This is a genomic window from Brevundimonas sp. Root1423 (assembly GCF_001426805.1).
Genome location: NZ_LMFL01000012.1, coordinates 89,661 through 106,883, shown reverse-complemented (window position 1 = coordinate 106,883; position 17,223 = coordinate 89,661). Strand labels below are relative to the sequence as shown.

10 protein-coding genes and 11 pseudogenes are annotated in these 17,223 nt (G+C 67.7%); 11 read left to right on the top strand and 10 right to left on the bottom strand.

Features of this window, described 5'->3' with window-relative positions:
- Positions 1–9: 9 nt before the first annotated feature.
- The 10 genes and pseudogenes from ASD25_RS29250 to pnp all read left to right on the top strand — a co-directional run.
- Positions 10–492, top strand: a pseudogene (locus tag ASD25_RS29250) (transcription termination/antitermination protein NusA); the annotation flags it as partial.
- 1 nt (position 493) lies between these two features.
- Positions 494–1,912: RNA-binding protein (locus ASD25_RS07745; protein ID WP_235562653.1), on the top strand; the 1,419-nt coding region annotated here is incomplete at its 5' end.
- A 218-nt stretch (positions 1,913–2,130) separates the two neighbouring features.
- Positions 2,131–4,721 (top strand): annotated as a pseudogene (infB, locus tag ASD25_RS07740) (translation initiation factor IF-2); the annotation flags it as partial.
- A 460-nt stretch (positions 4,722–5,181) separates the two neighbouring features.
- The gene (locus tag ASD25_RS07735; RefSeq protein WP_056615889.1) at positions 5,182–5,697 is read left to right on the top strand and encodes a hypothetical protein; all 516 of its coding nucleotides are present in this window, start codon (positions 5,182–5,184) and stop codon (positions 5,695–5,697) included.
- Positions 5,698–5,736: 39 nt separating this feature from the next.
- A complete protein-coding gene (locus ASD25_RS07730) occupies positions 5,737–6,408 on the top strand; it encodes a hypothetical protein (protein ID WP_056615886.1) in 672 nt (223 codons plus the stop codon).
- Positions 6,405–7,112 carry a DUF2459 domain-containing protein gene (locus ASD25_RS07725; protein ID WP_235562651.1) on the top strand — a complete coding sequence of 236 codons (708 nt, stop codon included), beginning with the start codon at positions 6,405–6,407 and terminating at the stop codon, positions 7,110–7,112. Before ASD25_RS07730 ends, ASD25_RS07725 begins: the two co-directional genes overlap by 4 nt.
- Positions 7,113–7,322: 210 nt before the next feature.
- Positions 7,323–7,742: pseudogene (rbfA, locus tag ASD25_RS07720) on the top strand (30S ribosome-binding factor RbfA); the annotation flags it as partial.
- A gap of 291 nt (positions 7,743–8,033) precedes the next feature.
- Complete coding sequence (truB, locus tag ASD25_RS07715) at positions 8,034–8,885, top strand: tRNA pseudouridine(55) synthase TruB (RefSeq protein WP_056615882.1); 852 nt, start codon at positions 8,034–8,036, stop codon at positions 8,883–8,885.
- Positions 8,886–8,896: 11 nt separating this feature from the next.
- Positions 8,897–9,166 (top strand): 30S ribosomal protein S15, encoded by a 270-nt coding sequence (gene rpsO, locus ASD25_RS07710; protein ID WP_056615879.1) that lies wholly within the window; start codon positions 8,897–8,899, stop codon positions 9,164–9,166.
- Between the two features lie 237 nt (positions 9,167–9,403).
- Positions 9,404–11,474: pseudogene (gene pnp, locus ASD25_RS07705) on the top strand (polyribonucleotide nucleotidyltransferase).
- A gap of 749 nt (positions 11,475–12,223) precedes the next feature.
- On the opposite strand, the gene ASD25_RS30260 reads toward pnp, so the two are convergent.
- The 7 genes and pseudogenes from ASD25_RS30260 to ASD25_RS07690 all read right to left on the bottom strand — a co-directional run.
- Positions 12,224–12,580, bottom strand: coding sequence for a hypothetical protein (locus tag ASD25_RS30260; RefSeq protein ID WP_156389217.1), 357 nt, complete (start codon positions 12,578–12,580; stop codon positions 12,224–12,226).
- Positions 12,581–12,590: 10 nt separating this feature from the next.
- Positions 12,591–13,148, bottom strand: a complete 558-nt coding sequence (locus ASD25_RS30255) for a hypothetical protein (protein ID WP_156389216.1) — start codon at positions 13,146–13,148, stop codon at positions 12,591–12,593.
- A gap of 177 nt (positions 13,149–13,325) precedes the next feature.
- A pseudogene (locus tag ASD25_RS07700) lies at positions 13,326–14,290 on the bottom strand (AAA family ATPase); the annotation flags it as partial.
- 1 nt (position 14,291) lies between these two features.
- On the bottom strand, positions 14,292–14,420 hold a 129-nt coding region (locus ASD25_RS31200; protein ID WP_369816563.1), incomplete at its 3' end, for a helicase HerA-like domain-containing protein.
- A 32-nt stretch (positions 14,421–14,452) separates the two neighbouring features.
- A pseudogene (locus tag ASD25_RS33110) lies at positions 14,453–14,815 on the bottom strand (ATP-dependent chaperone ClpB); the annotation flags it as partial.
- A 1-nt stretch (position 14,816) separates the two neighbouring features.
- Positions 14,817–15,337 (bottom strand): annotated as a pseudogene (locus ASD25_RS30250) (ATP-dependent chaperone ClpB); the annotation flags it as partial.
- Between the two features lies 1 nt (position 15,338).
- Positions 15,339–15,722, bottom strand: a pseudogene (locus tag ASD25_RS07690) (ATP-dependent chaperone ClpB); the annotation flags it as partial.
- A 26-nt stretch (positions 15,723–15,748) separates the two neighbouring features.
- On the opposite strand from ASD25_RS07690, the pseudogene ASD25_RS33105 reads away from it, so the two are divergent.
- Positions 15,749–15,795 (top strand): annotated as a pseudogene (locus ASD25_RS33105) (hypothetical protein); the annotation flags it as partial.
- A gap of 1 nt (position 15,796) precedes the next feature.
- Here the strand turns inward: ASD25_RS33105 and ASD25_RS07685 are convergent.
- From ASD25_RS07685 to ASD25_RS30235, 3 genes and pseudogenes are all read right to left on the bottom strand, one after another.
- Positions 15,797–16,110 (bottom strand): annotated as a pseudogene (locus tag ASD25_RS07685) (AAA family ATPase); the annotation flags it as partial.
- A 1-nt stretch (position 16,111) separates the two neighbouring features.
- Positions 16,112–16,550 (bottom strand): annotated as a pseudogene (locus ASD25_RS30240) (AAA family ATPase); the annotation flags it as partial.
- 1 nt (position 16,551) lies between these two features.
- Positions 16,552–17,142: Clp protease N-terminal domain-containing protein (locus tag ASD25_RS30235; protein ID WP_304439649.1), on the bottom strand; the 591-nt coding region annotated here is incomplete at its 3' end.
- Positions 17,143–17,223: the final 81 nt, after the last annotated feature.

Sequence of the window (17,223 nt, the reverse complement as noted above, 5' to 3'; positions counted from 1 at the left end):
GCTCGCTAGGTCGTGACCGGGAAGGTCCGCGAGGCCGAGCGCGCCAACCAGTACGAAGAGTTCAAGGACCGCGTCGGCGAGATCGTCAACGGCACCGTCAAGCGCGTCGAATACGGCAACACCGTCGTCGATCTGGGTCGGGGCGAGGGCATCATGCGCCGCAACGACTCGATCCCGCGTGAGGTGTTCAACATCGGCGACCGGATCCGCACCTACATCTATGACGTCCGCGCCGAGGCCAAGGGGCCGCAGGTCATGCTGTCGCGCTCGCACCCTGGCTTCATGGCCAAGCTGTTCGCCCAGGAAGTGCCCGAGGTCTACGACGGCGTGATCGAGATCCGCGCCGCCGCCCGCGACGCCGGCTCGCGCGCCAAGATGGCCGTGTTGTCGAACGACAGCTCCATCGATCCGGTCGGCGCCTGCGTCGGCATGCGCGGCTCAAGGGTTCAGGCGGTCGTCGTCGACGCGATCCGCCGCGGCACCGACGTCATGNGCCGCCGCCCGCGACGCCGGCTCGCGCGCCAAGATGGCCGTGTTGTCGAACGACAGCTCCATCGATCCGGTCGGCGCCTGCGTCGGCATGCGCGGCTCAAGGGTTCAGGCGGTCGTCGCCGAACTGCAGGGCGAGAAGATCGACATCATCCAGTGGAACAACGACGAGCCCACCTTCATCGTCAACGCCTTGGCCCCGGCCGAGGTTTCCAAGGTGGTCCTCGACGAAGAGGCCGACCGCGTTGAAGTGGTGGTGCCGGACGAGCAGCTGTCGCTGGCCATCGGTCGCCGCGGCCAGAACGTCCGCCTCGCCTCGCAGCTGACCGGCTGGCAGATCGACATCATCACCGAGAGCCAGGACTCCGAGCGCCGCCAGCGCGAGTTCAGCGAGCGCACCGCGCTGTTCCAGGAAGCCCTGGACGTGGACGAGGTCATCGCCCAGCTGCTGGTTACCGAAGGCTTCGCCACGGTCGAGGATCTGGCCTTCGTCGAGCCGTACGAAATCTCGGACATCGAAGGCTTCGACGAGGAAACGGCCGAGGAACTGCAGGCCCGCGCCCGCGACTTCCTGGACCGTCAGGCCGCCATTCTGGACGCGAAACGCGTCGAGCTGGGCGTCGAGGACGGCGTCATGGCCGTTCCGGGCGTGACCGGCGCCATCGCCGTCGCCCTGGGCGAAGGCGGGGTGAAAACCGTCGAGGACCTGGCCGACCTGGCCACCGACGAAATCCGCGGCGGGTACGAGGTCAAGAACGGCGAACGGGTCAAGGTCCCGGGCGTTCTGGAAAGCTTCAACCTGGCGCAGGAAGAGGCCGAAATGCTGATCCTGCAGGCGCGCGTCGCCGCGGGCTGGATCGACGCTTCGGAACTGCCGCAGCCGCCCGAGCCCGAGTACGAGGAAGAGCTGCCGGAAGGCGAATACGACGCCGAAGCCGTCTTCGCCGCCGCGCCGGAAGGCGAGGAAGTCGAAGCCGTTGAAGGCGACGACGACGCGAAGCTCGTCACCCACGAGGTCATGGACGAATCTCGCCTGATCCGCTTCGTCGCCGCTCCGGACGGTTCGGTGGCCCCCGACCTGGCGCGCAAGCTGCCGGGGCGCGGCCTGTGGGTCGCGGCGGACCGCGCCTCGATCGAGACGGCGGTGAAGAAGAACCTGTTCTCGCGGGCCGCAAAGGCGCCGATGAAGCCGGCCGCAGACCTTGCGGATACGGTCGAAAGCCTGCTGGCGAAACGCTGTCTGGACCAGCTGGGGCTTGCCCGGCGCGAAGGCGTGCTTATCTCTGGCTTCGAGAAATCCCTGGCCAATGTCCGGTCGGGGAAGGCCGCGTGGATCATCGAGGCGGCGGACGGGTCCGCCGACGGTCGCGGCAAGCTGCTTTCCCCTTGGGCTGGAAAATGCGATACACGCCGTCCTGCTTGAGGGCGGGCGGGCCGATCGCTGGACCATAGAGGTCGAACGACTGGCGGGATTTCGACCGCTTCTGCCCCCGGAGTGGGGCGGTGAGCCGGCTGAGGCCCCGAATAAGGTTTTGGACGGGCGGGGTTCTGCTTCCTGATCTGGGGGCAGGGCGACGCGCGGCTTTTTGTGTTTGAACGAGGCGACGGCGGATCATCCGCTGTCACAAGTAAAGCGACCGGATGACTGACGAGAACGACAAGACCAACGAAGGCGCACCGCAGGCTCCGACCGGGACTCCGTCCACGACGGGACCCCGTGCGCCTCTGAGCCTGAAGCCCCGGCAGGCGGGATCGGTTTCGACCGGCACCGTGCGCCAGAGCTTCAGCCACGGCCGCACCAAGACCGTGGTGGTCGAAACCAAGCGCCCCCGCGCCGGGGTCGGACCGGGACACCAGCGTCCGCAAGGCTTCGACGTCGCCGCGCGTCCGCGCACCGACGCGCCGGCTGCTCCGCAGGCGCCGCGTCCGGCCGCGCCTGCCGGTCCCGCCGGGGGCCGCCTGTCCAACGAGGAACAGGAAGCCCGCCGCCGCGCCATCGAACTGGCCACCCAGGCCCAGGCCCAGCGCGCCCAGGCCGCCGCCGCCGAACAGGCGCGCCGCGACCAGGCTGCGCATGAGCAGGCCGCCGCCACCGCCCAGGCCGCCAGCGCCGCCCAGGCCGAAGCCGCCGCCGCCCGCGCCGCCGCCGAGGCCGCCCGCGCCGAAGCCGCCAAGCTGACCGCCGCCGCGCCCATGGCTCCGGCAAAGCGCGCGCCGGCTGCTGCTGCCCCGACCCCCGCACCGGCCGCGCCTGTCGCGCCGACTCCGGCTCCGGTCGAAGCGGCCGCGCCCACCCCGGCTCCCGCCGCTCCGGCTCGTCCGGCTCCGCCCGCCCGCCCGGTGGTCAACTTCGGCCAGCGCGTGCCCAAGGCCCCGAACCCCTCGCGCGCGCCCGCCGGCCCCGCCTTCGGCGGCCGTTCGGCCCGTGAAGAAGCCATGGGCGGCGGTGAACGCGCCTATTCGGATCGTCCGGCTCCCGCCCGCCCGACCGGCGCCGCCGGCCGCCCGGCCGAGCCTGTCCGCTATTCGGCCCTGACCCCGCGTCCCGCGCCCGGCGCCGCCCGTCCGGGCGGTCCGCGCACCGGCCCCGGCGGCCGTCCCGCTCCCAATGCGCCTCCGGTCGCGCCGGAAGTGGCGCGCCCCAGCCGCGCGCCCGGCGGCGGCTTCGCCCGCCCGCTCAAGCCCGAGGATGATCGCGACAAGCGTTTCTCGGACGCCGGCAAGGCGGTCAGCCGCACGCGCGGCGAGCCCAAGCGCCGCGAAGGCCGCCTGACCATCCAGTCCGTGGCCGGCGACGGCGATACGGCCGAGCGGATGCGCTCGCTGGCCTCGGTTCGCCGGGCCCGCGAACGCGAGAAGGAAAAGCGCAAGGGCGGATCCACCGACGCTCCGAACCGTCCGCGTGAAGTCGTCATCCCCGACGTCATCACCGTGCAGGAGCTGTCCAACCGGATGGCCGTGCGCGGCGTCGACATCATCAAATTCCTGATGAAGCAGGGTCTGATGATGAAGATCAACGACGTCATCGACACCGATACGGCCGAGCTGGTCGCCGACGAATTCGGCATGGCCGTGCGCCGCGTGTCGGAGTCGGACATCGAGACCGGCTTCCTGTCCGACGCGATCGACGACGAGGCGACCACGCCGCGCGCGCCGGTCGTGGCCATCATGGGCCACGTCGACCACGGCAAGACCTCGCTGCTTGACGCCCTGCGCACCACCGACGTGGCGGCAGGCGAGGCCGGCGGTATCACCCAGCACATCGGCGCCTATCAGGTGAAGATGGCCGACGGTCAGGCCGTGACCTTCCTCGACACTCCGGGCCACGCGGCGTTCAGCGCCATGCGGACGCGCGGGGCTCATGTCACCGACATCGTCATTCTGGTGGTTGCGGCCGACGACGGGGTGATGCCGCAGACGATCGAAAGCATCCAGCACGCCAAGGCGGCCGGGGCTCCGATCATTGTGGCGGTCAACAAGATCGACAAGCCTGATGCGGATCCGCAGAAGGTCGTCAACGAACTGCTGCAATACGAAATCATCGGCGAAGCCCTGGGCGGCGACACCCAGATCGTCGAGGTCTCGGCCAAGGCGCGCACCAATCTGGACGGCCTGCTCGAGGCCATCCTGCTTCAGGCCGAAGTCATGGACCTGAAGGCGGATCCCGAGCGGTCGGCCGAAGGCGTCGTGATCGAAGCCAAGCTGGACAAGGGCCGCGGCCCCGTCGCCACCGTGCTGGTCAAGCGCGGCACGCTGAAGCGCGGCGACATCGTTGTGGCCGGCTCGGCATGGGGCAAGGTTCGCGCCCTGCTGAACGAGCGCAACGAGCAGCTCACCGAGGCCGGTCCTTCGGTCCCGGTCGAGATCCTCGGCCTCGACGAGGCTCCGAGCCCGGGCGAACCTCTCGCCGTCGTGGAATCGGAAGCCCGCGCTCGCGAGCTGACTGAATACCGCGCTCGCGTGAAGCGCGAGAAGGCCACGGGCGGCATCAACCAGGTCAGCCTGGTCGACATGATGTCCAAGCTGCAGTCCAAGAAGGTCTCGGAACTGCCGGTCCTCATCAAGGCCGACGTGCAGGGTTCGGCGGAAGCTATCGTCGGCTCGCTCGAGAAGATGGGCAACGACGAGGTCCGCGCGCGCACCGTCTATTCGGGCGCCGGCGGGATCACCGAAAGCGACGTATCCTCGGCTTCAACGTCCGCGCCTCGAAACAGGCTCGCGACCTGGCCGAGCGCGAAGGCGTCGAGATCCGCTACTACTCGATCATCTACGACCTGCTGGACGACATGAAGGGCGTGCTGTCCGGCATGCTGGCTCCGCTGCAACGGGAAACCTTCCTGGGCAACGCGGCGGTGCTGCAGGTCTTCGACATCTCCAAGACCGGCAAGATCGCCGGTTGCCGGGTGTCCGAGGGCGTGGTCCGCAAGGGCGCCAAGGTCCGGATCATCCGCGACGACGTCGTGGTTCTGGAACTGGGCACCCTTACGACGCTCAAGCGCTTCAAGGACGAGGTAGGAGTGCGGCATGCATTTCCAGGGCTTCCAGGACATCAAGGCCGGCGACTACATCGAGTGCTTCACGGTCGAAGAGATCAAGCGCACGCTGGACTAGTCCGCGCCGCATCGATGAAACGAAAGGAAAGGCGGTGCGCAAGCGCCGCCTTTTCGCCTTACCTGTCGGAGATCAAACCGCATGCGCCGTTTCCTGATCGCCGTCCTGACCCTGTCCGCCATCGCCGGCCCCGCTGCGGCCGAGACGCGCTTCCTCGCCTACAACGCGTCGGACCGGGTTACCCAGGCCCTGACGCGCGGCATCACGCTGGAAGCCGACCGCGGTCTGTTCGGCGCGATCAACGTGCGCCGGATCATCTCCACCTCGAACCGCGGTCAGGCCGATATCCGACGCGGCGGCCCTGACGAGGTTCGGCGCGCTCTGCCCGCGGGGTCGAAGGAGACGGCCGTCTATTCCATCACGCCGGAAGGCGGCGGTCGGGCGCTGGGCCGGGCCCTCTGCCCCGGTTCCGACGAGACCTGGATGGTGCTTGGGCGGGTGCGGCTGGCGCGGCCGCTGACGGCTCATGCCGTCGGGCGCTGGTCGGACGGAACTTATCGCCACTGCGTGCAGCTGTCCTACGACTGGCGCGGCGAGTGGGCTTTCCCGCCTGCGGGCGGCGCCTCGGACGATACGAACGCGCCTGTCGCGCGATAGGCGTTCACCTCGCCACAGAGCCTCGCTAAGGTTGCGGCAATGCCCGTCGCCGCCGCCCCTCGCCAGACCGGACTGAAGCGCCTCGCCGTCGCGCTGGGCTTCCTGTGTCTGGTCCTTTTCCTGCTGGCCATTGAAAACAGGCACGCGATCGAGGCCTGGCGCGCCCTGCGCGACGAGGCCGTTCCGGCGGCGAGGCGTGTCGCCGATTGGGCGATCGGTTTGCCGTCAGGCGCGTCCGAGGGCTTGTCAGGCCTGAAGACGGCGGTGACGACCGACCCTCGGGTCGAGGCCGCGGATGCCAGCGACGTCGTTCTTGCCGGAGAGTTCGGCCCGGCCGATGACGTCACCCGCGCCGTCACGGGCGCCTTGGCGGTCGTCGGCGCCGACCTTCGCTTCGAAACGGGCGACGTCCTGCGCACCCGGCCTGTGCGCATCGCCGCCGGGCGCGAGGTCGCCGTGGGCGGGCGCACCTTCGCCGAGCGGTGGAACGCGCCGGCTGACGCGCAGATCGAGCTGCGCCGCGTCGTTCCGAGCGAACGGGCGAGAGCCGTCGCCGCGTCTGCGCCGTGCGCCGGCGAGATCCCTGGCGCCGTCGCCCTGCTGCATCGCCGGGACCGGCTGGATATGATGGTGTTTCGCGCCGGGGCGAATGTCGGGCCGGATGCGCCGCCCTCCGCCCTGTGCGGGCTCTGGAGTTTCCGTCGAAGATGAAGCGCCGACATTCCTGGGGCCTGAAGCGGTTTCTGGCCGTCGCCGTTCTGGCGGGCCTCGCGGCCGTCTGGACATGGACGGCGCCGGGAGACGCCGCGCTGTGGCCCGCCCGCGCCGACGAGGCCGGGGTCGAGGTTCATCTGCTGGATAACGGCTTCCACACCGATCTGGCGGTTCCGCGCGCGGCGCTTGAGGCGCGGCCCGGACCGCTGGCGGACGCGGTGCGGGATCTGGCGCCGGGGGACTGGATACTGATCGGCTGGGGCGACGCGAAATTCTATGTCGATCAGAGCCCGATGGAGCGCCGGCTTCCCGACGGCCTGCGCGCCTTCTTCAGGCCGGGCAATGCGTCGGTGATCATGCTGGACCCGGCCCAGCGCGACCCTCGCGCGGCCTTTGCGCCCGAAAGCCGCCGCGCCTTCCGGCTGTCGTCGGCAGGTTTCGACGCGATGGCGGACCATATTCAGGGCTCGATGGCCCTGTCCGAGGGCCGCGCCCGGATCGCGGCGGCTCGCGCGGGCGACGATGCGCGCTTCTTTGCCAGCCGCGAGCATTTCTCGATCGGGCATCTGTGCAACCACTGGAGCGCGGGCGTCCTGAACGCGGCGGGCCTGCCCGTACGGCCACTTCGATCGATCACTTCGGCCGAGGTCATGGCGACCATCGACCGCGCTGAATTGGACACCAGCGCTTCACGGGACTAGACCCCGCGCTCGTTTATTCGCCGCGTTCGAAGGGCTCCGCCTTTCTGACCCCGACGCGGCATCGCTTTTTCAAGCCGGGTCCGATCCCCGGCGGGCGACAAGGACAGAGCCATGAGCAACCGCAAACCGAAGAAGCCCGCCGCCAAGGCCGGCACCGTCAGCCAGCGCCAGCTGCGCGCCTCCGAAATGATCCGCCACGCCCTGGTCGNCATGAGCAACCGCAAACCGAAGAAGCCCGCCGCCAAGGCCGGCACCGTCAGCCAGCGCCAGCTGCGCGCCTCCGAAATGATCCGCCACGCCCTGGTCGAGGTCATGCGCGAGAATGAGATCCGCGACCCGGCCCTGGTCGGCGTTTCGGTCACCGTCACCGAGGTGCGGCTGTCGCCCGATCTGAAGCACGCCACGTGCTTCGTCGAGCCGCTGGGCGCGGGCGTCGAGACGGCGCCGGTCGCCGGCCATATCGACGAGATCGTCAAGGCGCTGAACGTCCACGCCAAATTCCTGCGCGGGGCGCTGGGGCGGCATATCGATATGCGCTTCACCCCCGACCTGCGCTTCCGCCACGACGAGAGCTTCGCGGCCGCCGAGCGCCTGAACCGGCTGCTGGACGACCCTCGCGTCCGCGCCGACGTCTATGTGCCGGTCAGTCCGATTACACCTATCGCGGGGCCACCTTCGCGGGCTCGCCCACCCTGCTGCCCGGCGCCTCTATCCAGACCCGGCAGGGCTGCAGCTCGAGATAGTTGGTGTNCTGGGGCGGCATATCGATATGCGCTTCACCCCCGACCTGCGCTTCCGCCACGACGAGAGCTTCGCGGCCGCCGAGCGCCTGAACCGGCTGCTGGACGACCCTCGCGTCCGCGCCGACGTCTATGTGTCGCCGTTCGAGGATGACGACGCGGAAGAGGACGGCCCGGCCTGATGGGCCGCCGCAAGAAGGGCGAGATCGTCAACGGCTGGGTCTGTCTGGACAAGCCGTACGGCATGGGATCGACGGACGCGGTGTCGAAGGTCCGCCGCCTGTTCGACGCCCAGAAGGCCGGCCACGCCGGCACGCTGGATCCGCTGGCCAGCGGCATCCTGCCTATCGCGCTGGGCGAGGCGACCAAGACCGTGCCCTTCATGATGGAGGCGCAGAAGGTCTATCGCTTCACCATCAACTGGGGCGTCACGACCGACAGCCTGGACCGCGAGGGCGAGATCACCGCCCGGTCGGACGTGCGGCCCGATGTCGAGGCCGTGCGCCTGGCGCTGCCGGCCTTCGTAGGCGAGATCGATCAGGTTCCGCCGCAGTTCAGCGCCATCAAGGTGGACGGCCAGCGCGCCTATGACCTCGCCCGGGACGGGGCCGAGTTCGAACTGGCCAGCCGCCGGGTGACCATCCACGAGGCCGCGGTCACCGACGCGCCCGACGCGGACCACGTCGAGATCACCATGCGGACGGGCAAGGGCGTCTATGTGCGGTCGCTGGCCCGCGATCTGGCGCTGGATTTCCTGACCGATCTGGTGCATAGGGACGCCGCCTCGGAAGGCTTGCTTCCCGTTGCGACCGCCCTGGACGACATCCCGGAGCTGGCCGTGACGGATCAAGACGCCTTCTCGCTTCGTCAGGGACGACCGATCGTTCTGCTCCCCCGACAGGTCGAAACGCTCAAAAGCCGCCTTCGGGATGGCTCCAGAACCGTTTCAGCCTTTCACGGACAGACCCTCGTCGCTCTCGGTCAGTTGCGGGCCGGCCGGCTAGAACCCGACCGCGTTTTTAACCTCCTTTAGGAGCCCTCCCGATGTCGATTACTGCTGAACGCAAGAACGAAGTCATCGCCGACAACGCCCGCTCCGCCGGCGACACCGGCTCGGCCGAGGTCCAGGTCGCGATCCTTTCGGAACGCATCGCCAACCTCACCGAACACTTCAAGACCCACAAGAAGGACAACCACTCGCGCCGCGGCCTGCTCAAGATGGTCTCGCAGCGTCGTCGCCTTCTTGACCACCTGTCGAAGGTCGATCGCGAGCGCTACACCGCCCTGATCGGCAAGCTGAACCTGCGCCGCTAAGCGCAGATCGCGGAAGAGTTTCGAGGCGCGGGCCACGTCCGCGCCTCTTTCCGCATCCAGAGACCAGCCGCGCGCCGCGGTTTATGACGGCGCATGACGCGAGGGCCATACTGGTCCTCTTCTCCCGGGCGGTTCGCGATGGCGCGGACGCCCATGGACCGAAGGACTGAACGCCCGACGCTCCACCCACTGATGGGACCCCGCGCGGAATCCGCCCGCGGGATATGAAAGACGAACATGTTCGATATCAAACGCAAGACGATCGACTGGGCCGGCCGCCCGCTGACGCTGGAAACGGGCCGCATCGCCCGTCAGGCCGACGGCGCCGTCCTGGCCACCTACGGCGAGACCGTCGTCCTCGCCACCGTCGTCTACGGCCGCGCGCCCAAGCCGGGCCTGGATTTCTTCCCGCTGACCGTCAACTACCAGGAAAAGACCTTCGCCGCCGGCAAGATCCCGGGCGGCTATTTCAAGCGTGAAGGCCGTCCGACCGAGAAGGAAACCCTCGTCAGCCGCCTGATCGACCGCCCGATCCGCCCGCTGTTCGTCAAGGGCTTCAAGAACGAGACCCAGGTCGTCATCACCGTGCTGCAGCACGACATGGAGAACGACCCGGACGTGGTCGGCATGGTCGCCGCCTCGGCCGCCCTGACCATCTCGGGCGTGCCCTTCATGGGCCCGATCGGCGCCGCGCGCGTCGGCTACATCGACGGCGAGTTCGTGCTGAACCCGACGCTGGACCAACTGCCCGACTCGCAGCTGGACCTGGTCGTCGCCGGCACCCAGGACGCCCTGATGATGGTCGAATCCGAAGCCAAGGAGCTGTCGGAAGAGATCATGCTGAACGCCCTGATGTTCGCGCACCGCGGCATGCAGCCGGTGATCGACGCCATCATCGGCCGAGCACGCCGCCAAGGAGCCCTTCGACTTCCAGCCCGACGACGTGTCGGACATCGTCACCTCGATCCAGTCGCTGGTCGGCGAGGACATCAAGGCCGCCTACACCCACGCCGGCAAGTACGAGCGCCGCAACGGCGTCGACGTGGCCAAGAAGGCCGCCGCCGCCAAGCTGGTGAAGACCGACGAGAACCCGGACGGCGTCGACGCCGCCAAGTTCGGCGTCGCCTTCAAGGAATGCGAAGCCCACGTCCTGCGCCGCGACATCATCGACAACGGCCACCGCGTCGACGGCCGCGCCCTGGACAAGGTCCGGGACATCGTCTCGGAAGTCGGCGTCTTCCCGCGCACCCACGGCTCGGCCCTGTTCACCCGCGGTGAAACCCAGGCCATCGTCGTCGCCACGCTCGGCACCGGCGAGGACGAGCAGTACGTGGACGCCCTGTCGGGGACGTACAAAGAGAAGTTCCTGCTGCACTACAACTTCCCTCCCGGCCGTCGGGAAATCGGTCACGGCAAGCTGGCCTGGCGGGCGATCCGTCCGATGCTGCCGTCGGCGGAAGAGTTCCCCTACACCATCCGTCTGGTGTCGGAGATCACCGAGTCCAACGGTTCGTCCTCGATGGCCACGGTCTGCGGTTCGTCGCTGGCGCTGATGGACGCGGGCGTGCCGCTGAAGCGTCCCGTCTCGGGCATCGCCATGGGCCTGATCCTGGAGCCCTCGGGCGAGTTCGCCATCCTGTCCGACATCCTGGGTGACGAAGATCACCTGGGCGACATGGACTTCAAGGTGGCCGGCACGCGCGAAGGCATCACCTCGCTGCAGATGGACATCAAGGTCGCGGGCATCACCGAAGAGATCATGCGCAAGGCGATCGCCCAGGCTTCGGCCGGCCGCCTGCACATCCTCGACGAGATGGACAAGGCCATCGACGGCGCCCGCACCGAGCTGGGCGAGTACGCGCCCAAGATCGAGTCGATCAAGGTTCCGACCGACAAGATCCGCGACATCATCGGCACCGGCGGCAAGATCATCCGCGAGATCGTCGAAAAGACCGGCGCCAAGATCAACATCGAGGACGACGGCACGGTGAAGATCGCTGCTTCGGACCAAGAGAAGATCGACGCGGCCAAGAACTGGATCTCGTCGATCGTGTCCGAGCCCGAGCCCGGCACCATCTATTCGGGCAAGGTCGTGAAGGTCGTCGACTTCGGCGCCTTCGTGAACTTCTTCGGCGCCAAGGACGGTCTGGTCCACGTGTCGCAGATCAGCCTGGAACGCGTCGCCAACCCGGCCGACGTCCTGACCGAAGGTCAGGAAGTGAAGGTCAAGTTCCTGGGCATGGACGATCGCGGCAAGACCAAGCTGTCGATGGGACATCACCGACAAGATCAACGCCGAGCGCGCTGAACGCGGTGAACCGGCCCTGTCGGACGACACCGGCGGCCGTCCGAAGCGTGAAGGCGGCGGCGATCGCGATCGCGGTCGCAGCCGTCGCTAAGCGGCGACTGAGCTGAACTGAACGAGGCCCCGGTGGAAACGCCGGGGCCTTTTTCTATGGGCGGAGCGCGCGGCGCGGGCGGCGGAAAAAACAGTCTCATGAGTCTCATGAGTCTCATCCGGCGCACGGGGCGGGCGCGGACAACACCGCCCGGAGCGTCCGGGACGGGTCGCGGGATTCGGTTGTCAAAGAGCGCGGGCGAAGGTCAGGGCGGCAGTGTCGCACGGGCCGTTCCTGCGGCTGGAAAATGACGCTGCTGTGCGCGGGATCGCGTGACGGATCAGGGGGTTGGGCGCGCGAAGTCGTCTGGCTGGCGGCGGATTGGTCGCATCGTCTCCTCCTGTTCGCGCAGCGAATGGGGAGGTGGCGCGGCGCGCCTTCGCGCCGTGACGGAGGGGGCGGCGCAGGCGTCAGCCTGTCATCCGCCAATCACCCTTAGCCGGCGCCGCCCCCTCCACCACCCGGGCTGAGTCGCCCGGGCGGTCCACCTCGCCATCGCCCTCTGCGACAGGGAGGAGACAGGAAGGGCGGCGGCGCGGCTGTTCGAGGGTGGTCGACCCGTGCGAGGCGGTGGAGATGATGCCGCTGTCGGAAGTTTAGATCTCGGCCTCAGTAATCGATGACAGCCTGAGGCATGTGCGCGGGGGCTGGTGGCGCGCTAGTCTTTCGATTTCAAGAGTTTGATTAGTTGTTCAATGTCTTGATTGGTGGTGTTGATCTTGACAAAAATGTCTTTGAGCTTCGCTTTATCCTGAGGGCTCAGGGAAGGGCGACCTGTCATCAGGGCGTTTCCCATTCCGCCAACCATTTCTACGGAAGTGCCGTCAATCTTAGTCACCGCGATAGTAAGGTAATCAGGGGTCACAGACGTAGGCGACGCGTACGGCAGAGCTGAATGTAGCTGGATGACGTAATCGCCGATGCGGGACTGAAATTTTCCGTTTTCCGCAGAACGGCCCCACGGCATCCTGCCGGCCATGGTTTCGGAGTGGATAGCTCCGATAAGTTCGGACATTTGCGCAGAGCTAGTTGCCATTCATAGATGCCTTTAAGCTAAACTCGACCTCAATCAAAAACGTATCCAGATCTATTAGACGAGACTTCAGTAGATCGAGAGAGACATCGGCGTTGGCGTCGGCGAGGAGCTTTTGAGTTGCGTGATAGCCATCGACACAGGTGGTAATAAAATCTCTTGCGATATCAGCTTGTTCGCTCGCAAGACCATCTTTCACGGATACCATTTTTGTAAGGCTTGCGCGAGCGCGACTATAGGCGGAGGAGGCATCGGCCCAGCGCGATGCGCCGACGTGAGCTTCAGCGTCCTCTGCAGCCGCTTTTGCTGTTCGCAATTCGGTGACCACATCAAATGAGCCAAATTCCTTTTTTAGTCGAACGATGGCGTTAGCTGCTGCCGAAGCTGCTGACTGTGTTTTTACCAGTTGCCACCAAGTAATGAAAAACCCCGCGACCGAAATCACCAAGCCCCACAAGCCGATGAAGAAGCCGTAAGCCCCCACCAGGTCCTGCTGTGTGGTCCGAACAATCTCACGCGCACCCCAAAATGTACCGGCGGCGGCAACCACGATTGTCAGCGCTACAGCGACTCGGTTTTTTCTGAGCCAGCTGAACGGTGAGGTCTGCTTGTTTTGGAGATCGCTCAGAACTATCGCCCGCCTAAACTAATGTCTCAGCTGCGCAACGCCACCATTCGTTGTCAAGCCACGTGTTTGGAACAGGCTCCCTAGGAGCGCTGTAGCTCCTCAATGCACCCGCGCCTTCCCGATCTCCAGCCCGCCATCCCCCGCTGACACGGCGATCACCGACCCGTCCTCGATCTCGCCCGCGAGCAGCTTCCGCGCGATCGGATCGACCAGATCCTTCTGGATCACCCGCTTCAGCGGCCGCGCCCCATAGACCGGGTCGTAGCCCTTGTCAGCCAGCCAGGCGTAGGCGCCGTCGTCGAGCGACAACGTCAGCCGGCGGTCGGCCAGCAGCTTCTCGAACCGGGAAAGCTGTATGCGGACGATGCCCGACATCTGGTCGCGGCCGAGGCGGCGGAAGAGGATGATCTCGTCGATGCGGTTCAGGAACTCGGGGCGGAAATGGCCGCGGACCTGTTCCATGACATAGGGGCGGACGCTCTCGACGTCGTCGCCCTCGCCCTGACCGGCCAGGGCCTCGGAGCCGAGGTTGGAGGTCATGATGATCAGGGTGTTCCTGAAGTCGATGGTCCGGCCCTGACCGTCGGTCAGGCGGCCGTCGTCCAGCACCTGCAGCAGGACGTTGAAGACGTCGGGGTGGGCCTTTTCGACCTCGTCGAACAGGACGACCTGATAGGGGCGGCGGCGGACGGCCTCGGTCAGGGCACCGCCCTCGTCATAACCGACATAGCCGGGAGGGGCGCCGATCAGGCGGGAGACGCTGTGCTTCTCCATATACTCCGACATGTCCATGCGGGTGATGGCGGCCTCGTCGTCGAACAGGAACTCGGCCAGGGCCTTGGTCAGTTCGGTCTTGCCGACGCCCGTGGGGCCGAGGAAGAGGAAGCTGCCCAGCGGGCGGTTGGGGTCGTTCAGCCCGGCGCGGGCGCGGCGCACGGCGTCCGAGACGGCGGCGAGGGCCTCGTTCTGGCCGACGACGCGGCGGGACAGGGCGTCCTCCATCTTGAGCAGCTTTTCGCGCTCGCCCTCCAGCATCTTGTCGACCGGGACGCCGGTCCAGCGGCNATGCTGGATGCGGTTGCCGAGCTGGGCCAGGACGCTGTCGGGAATGTCGGCCGGGTTCTGGGTGACGAAATAGACGCCGACGCCCTTGGAGCGGATCAGTCGCACGACCTGCTCGACCTTTTCGCGCAGGGCGTCGGGCGTGTCGTTGAACAGCAGGTGGGCCTCGTCGAAGAAGAAGACGCGGCGAGGGCCTCGTTCTGGCCGACGACGCGGCGGGACAGGGCGTCCTCCATCTTGAGCAGCTTTTCGCGCTCGCCCTCCAGCATCTTGTCGACCGGGACGCCGGTCCAGCGGCTGACGACCTGGGCGATCTGTTCGGCGTCGACCACTTCCGGGGTCAATGGTCCGGACCCGGACGATTCCGCGGCCTCGGCCTCGGCGAGCTGTTTCTCGATCTGGGGGATCTGGCCGTAGGCGATCTCTGACGCGCGGCCCAGGTCGCCGGCGCGCTGGGCGGCGGCCAGTTCGGCGCGCAGGCGGTCGAGGGTTTCGCGCAGCTGGGCGCCCTGGCCGACCTTTTCCTTNATCTGGCCGTAGGCGATCTCTGACGCGCGGCCCAGGTCGCCGGCGCGCTGGGCGGCGGCCAGTTCGGCGCGCAGGCGGTCGAGGGTTTCGCGCAGCTGGGCGCCCTGGCCGACCTTTTCCTTTTCCGACTTCCAGCGGGCGGTCAGGTCGTCGGACTGGCCCTCGAGGTCGGCGATCTCGTCCTCGAGTTTTTCGAGGCGCAGGCGGGACGCGTTGTCGTCCTCCTTCTTCAGGGCCTCGCGCTCGATCTTCAGCTGGACCAGACGGCGGTCGATCTCGTCCAGGGCCTCGGGCTTGGAGTCGACCGCCATACGCACGCGCGAGGCGGCCTCGTCGATCAGATCGATCGCCTTGTCGGGCAGGAAGCGGTCGGTGATGTAGCGGTGGCTGAGGGTGGCGGCGGCGACGATGGCGCTGTCGCTGATGCGCACGCCGTGGTGGACCTCATACTTCTCCTTGATGCCGCGCAGGATGGAGACGGTGTCCTCGACGCTGGGCTCCTCGACGAAGACGGGCTGGAANCCGCGTCGCGGACGGCCGGGCTGCGACGATGGCGCTGTCGCTGATGCGCACGCCGTGGTGGACCTCATACTTCTCCTTGATGCCGCGCAGGATGGAGACGGTGTCCTCGACGCTGGGCTCCTCGACGAAGACGGGCTGGAAGCGGCGGGCGAGGGCGGCGTCCTTCTCCACATGCTTGCGGTACTCATCCAGCGTGGTGGCGCCGACGCAGTGCAGCTCGCCGCGGGCCAAGGCGGGCTTCAGCAGGTTGGAGGCGTCCATGGCGCCGTCGCCTTTGCCCGCGCCGACCAGGGTGTGCATCTCGTCGATGAACAGGATGATGCCGCCCTCGGCCGCGGTGACCTCGGCCAGCACGGCTTTCAGCCGCTCCTCGAACTCGCCGCGGTTGCCAGCGCGATTATCAGAACCGCATCTCGGGTCCGATGTTCGACCGCATTGACCTGACCGTGGAGACGCCNTTCTCCTTGATGCCGCGCAGGATGGAGACGGTGTCCTCGACGCTGGGCTCCTCGACGAAGACGGGCTGGAAGCGGCGGGCGAGGGCGGCGTCCTTCTCGACGTGTTTGCGGTACTCATCCAGCGTGGTGGCGCCGACGCAGTGCAGCTCGCCGCGGGCGAGGGCGGGCTTGAGCAGGTTGGAGGCGTCCATGGCGCCGTCGCCCTTTCCGGCGCCCACCAGGGTGTGCATCTCGTCGATGAACAGGATGATGCCGCCCTCGGCCGCGGTGACCTCGGCCAGCACGGCTTTCAGCCGCTCCTCGAACTCGCCGCGNTCCGGATGGCGGAGGAAGGGGCGAGCGAGCGGGGGCTGCCGAGCGGTGTGTCGCCCTTTCCGGCGCCCACCAGGGTGTGCATCTCGTCGATGAACAGGATGATGCCGCCCTCGGCCGCGGTGACCTCGGCCAGCACGGCTTTCAGCCGCTCCTCGAACTCGCCGCGGTATTTGGCGCCGGCGATCAGGGAGCCCATGTCGAGGGCCATGACCACCTTGTCGCGCAGGGACTCCGGCACGTCGCCGTTGACGATGCGCAGGGCCAGACCCTCGACGATGGCGGTCTTGCCGACGCCGGGCTCGCCGATCAGGACGGGGTTGTTCTTGGTGCGGCGGGCGAGGACCTGGATGGTGCGGCGGATCTCCTCGTCGCGGCCGATGACGGGGTCGATCTTGCCGTCGCGGGCGGCCAGGGTCAGGTCGCGGGCGTAGCGTTTGAGNGCGGCGGGCGAGGACCTGGATGGTGCGGCGGATCTCCTCGTCGCGGCCGATGACGGGGTCGATCTTGCCGTCGCGGGCGGCCAGGGTCAGGTCGCGGGCGTAGCGTTTGAGCGCGTCGTAGCCATCCTCGGCGGCGGCGCTGTCGGCGGTCTTGCCCTTGCGGACCTCGGCGATGGCGGCGTCGAGTTTCTCGGGCGTGGCGCCGACGGATTTGAGCACCTCGGCGGCGACGCCGCCCTCGCGGGCGATGGCGCCCAGCAGACGTTCGGTGGTGACGAAGGCGTCGCCGGCCTTCTTCGAGGCTTCCTCGGCGGAGGAGAAGACGCGGGCGGTGTCGCCGTCGAGATAGAGCTGGCCCGAGCCGCCCGAGACCTGGGCGCGCTTCTTGAGGGCGGTTTCGGTGGCGGTTTCCGCGCGCGCGGGGTCGCCGCCGGCGGCGGTGATGAGGTTGCGGGCGAGGCCGTCGCGCTCTTCCAGCAGGACCTTGAGCAGGTGTTCGGGGGCGAACTGCTGGTGGCGGCGGGCGAGGGCCAGCGACTGGGCGGACTGGACGGCCTGTTTGGCGCGATCGGAGTAGAGGTCGAGATTCACGGCGTGTCCCCTGTTCAGGCGGAGTGTGCGCCCAAGAACGCCCTTTCAGAAGCGACGCCTTGAGACGGGGCAAATCTGGGT

Coding starts and splice junctions, on each gene's coding strand:
- ASD25_RS07725 (WP_235562651.1), top strand. CDS start 6,405: ATGAAGCGCCGACATTCCTGGGGCCTGAAGCGGTTTCTGGCCGTCGCC.
- truB (WP_056615882.1), top strand. CDS start 8,034: ATGGGCCGCCGCAAGAAGGGCGAGATCGTCAACGGCTGGGTCTGTCTG.
- rpsO (WP_056615879.1), top strand. CDS start 8,897: ATGTCGATTACTGCTGAACGCAAGAACGAAGTCATCGCCGACAACGCC.
- ASD25_RS07735 (WP_056615889.1), top strand. CDS start 5,182: ATGCGCCGTTTCCTGATCGCCGTCCTGACCCTGTCCGCCATCGCCGGC.
- ASD25_RS07730 (WP_056615886.1), top strand. CDS start 5,737: ATGCCCGTCGCCGCCGCCCCTCGCCAGACCGGACTGAAGCGCCTCGCC.
- ASD25_RS30260 (WP_156389217.1), bottom strand. CDS start 12,580: ATGTCCGAACTTATCGGAGCTATCCACTCCGAAACCATGGCCGGCAGG.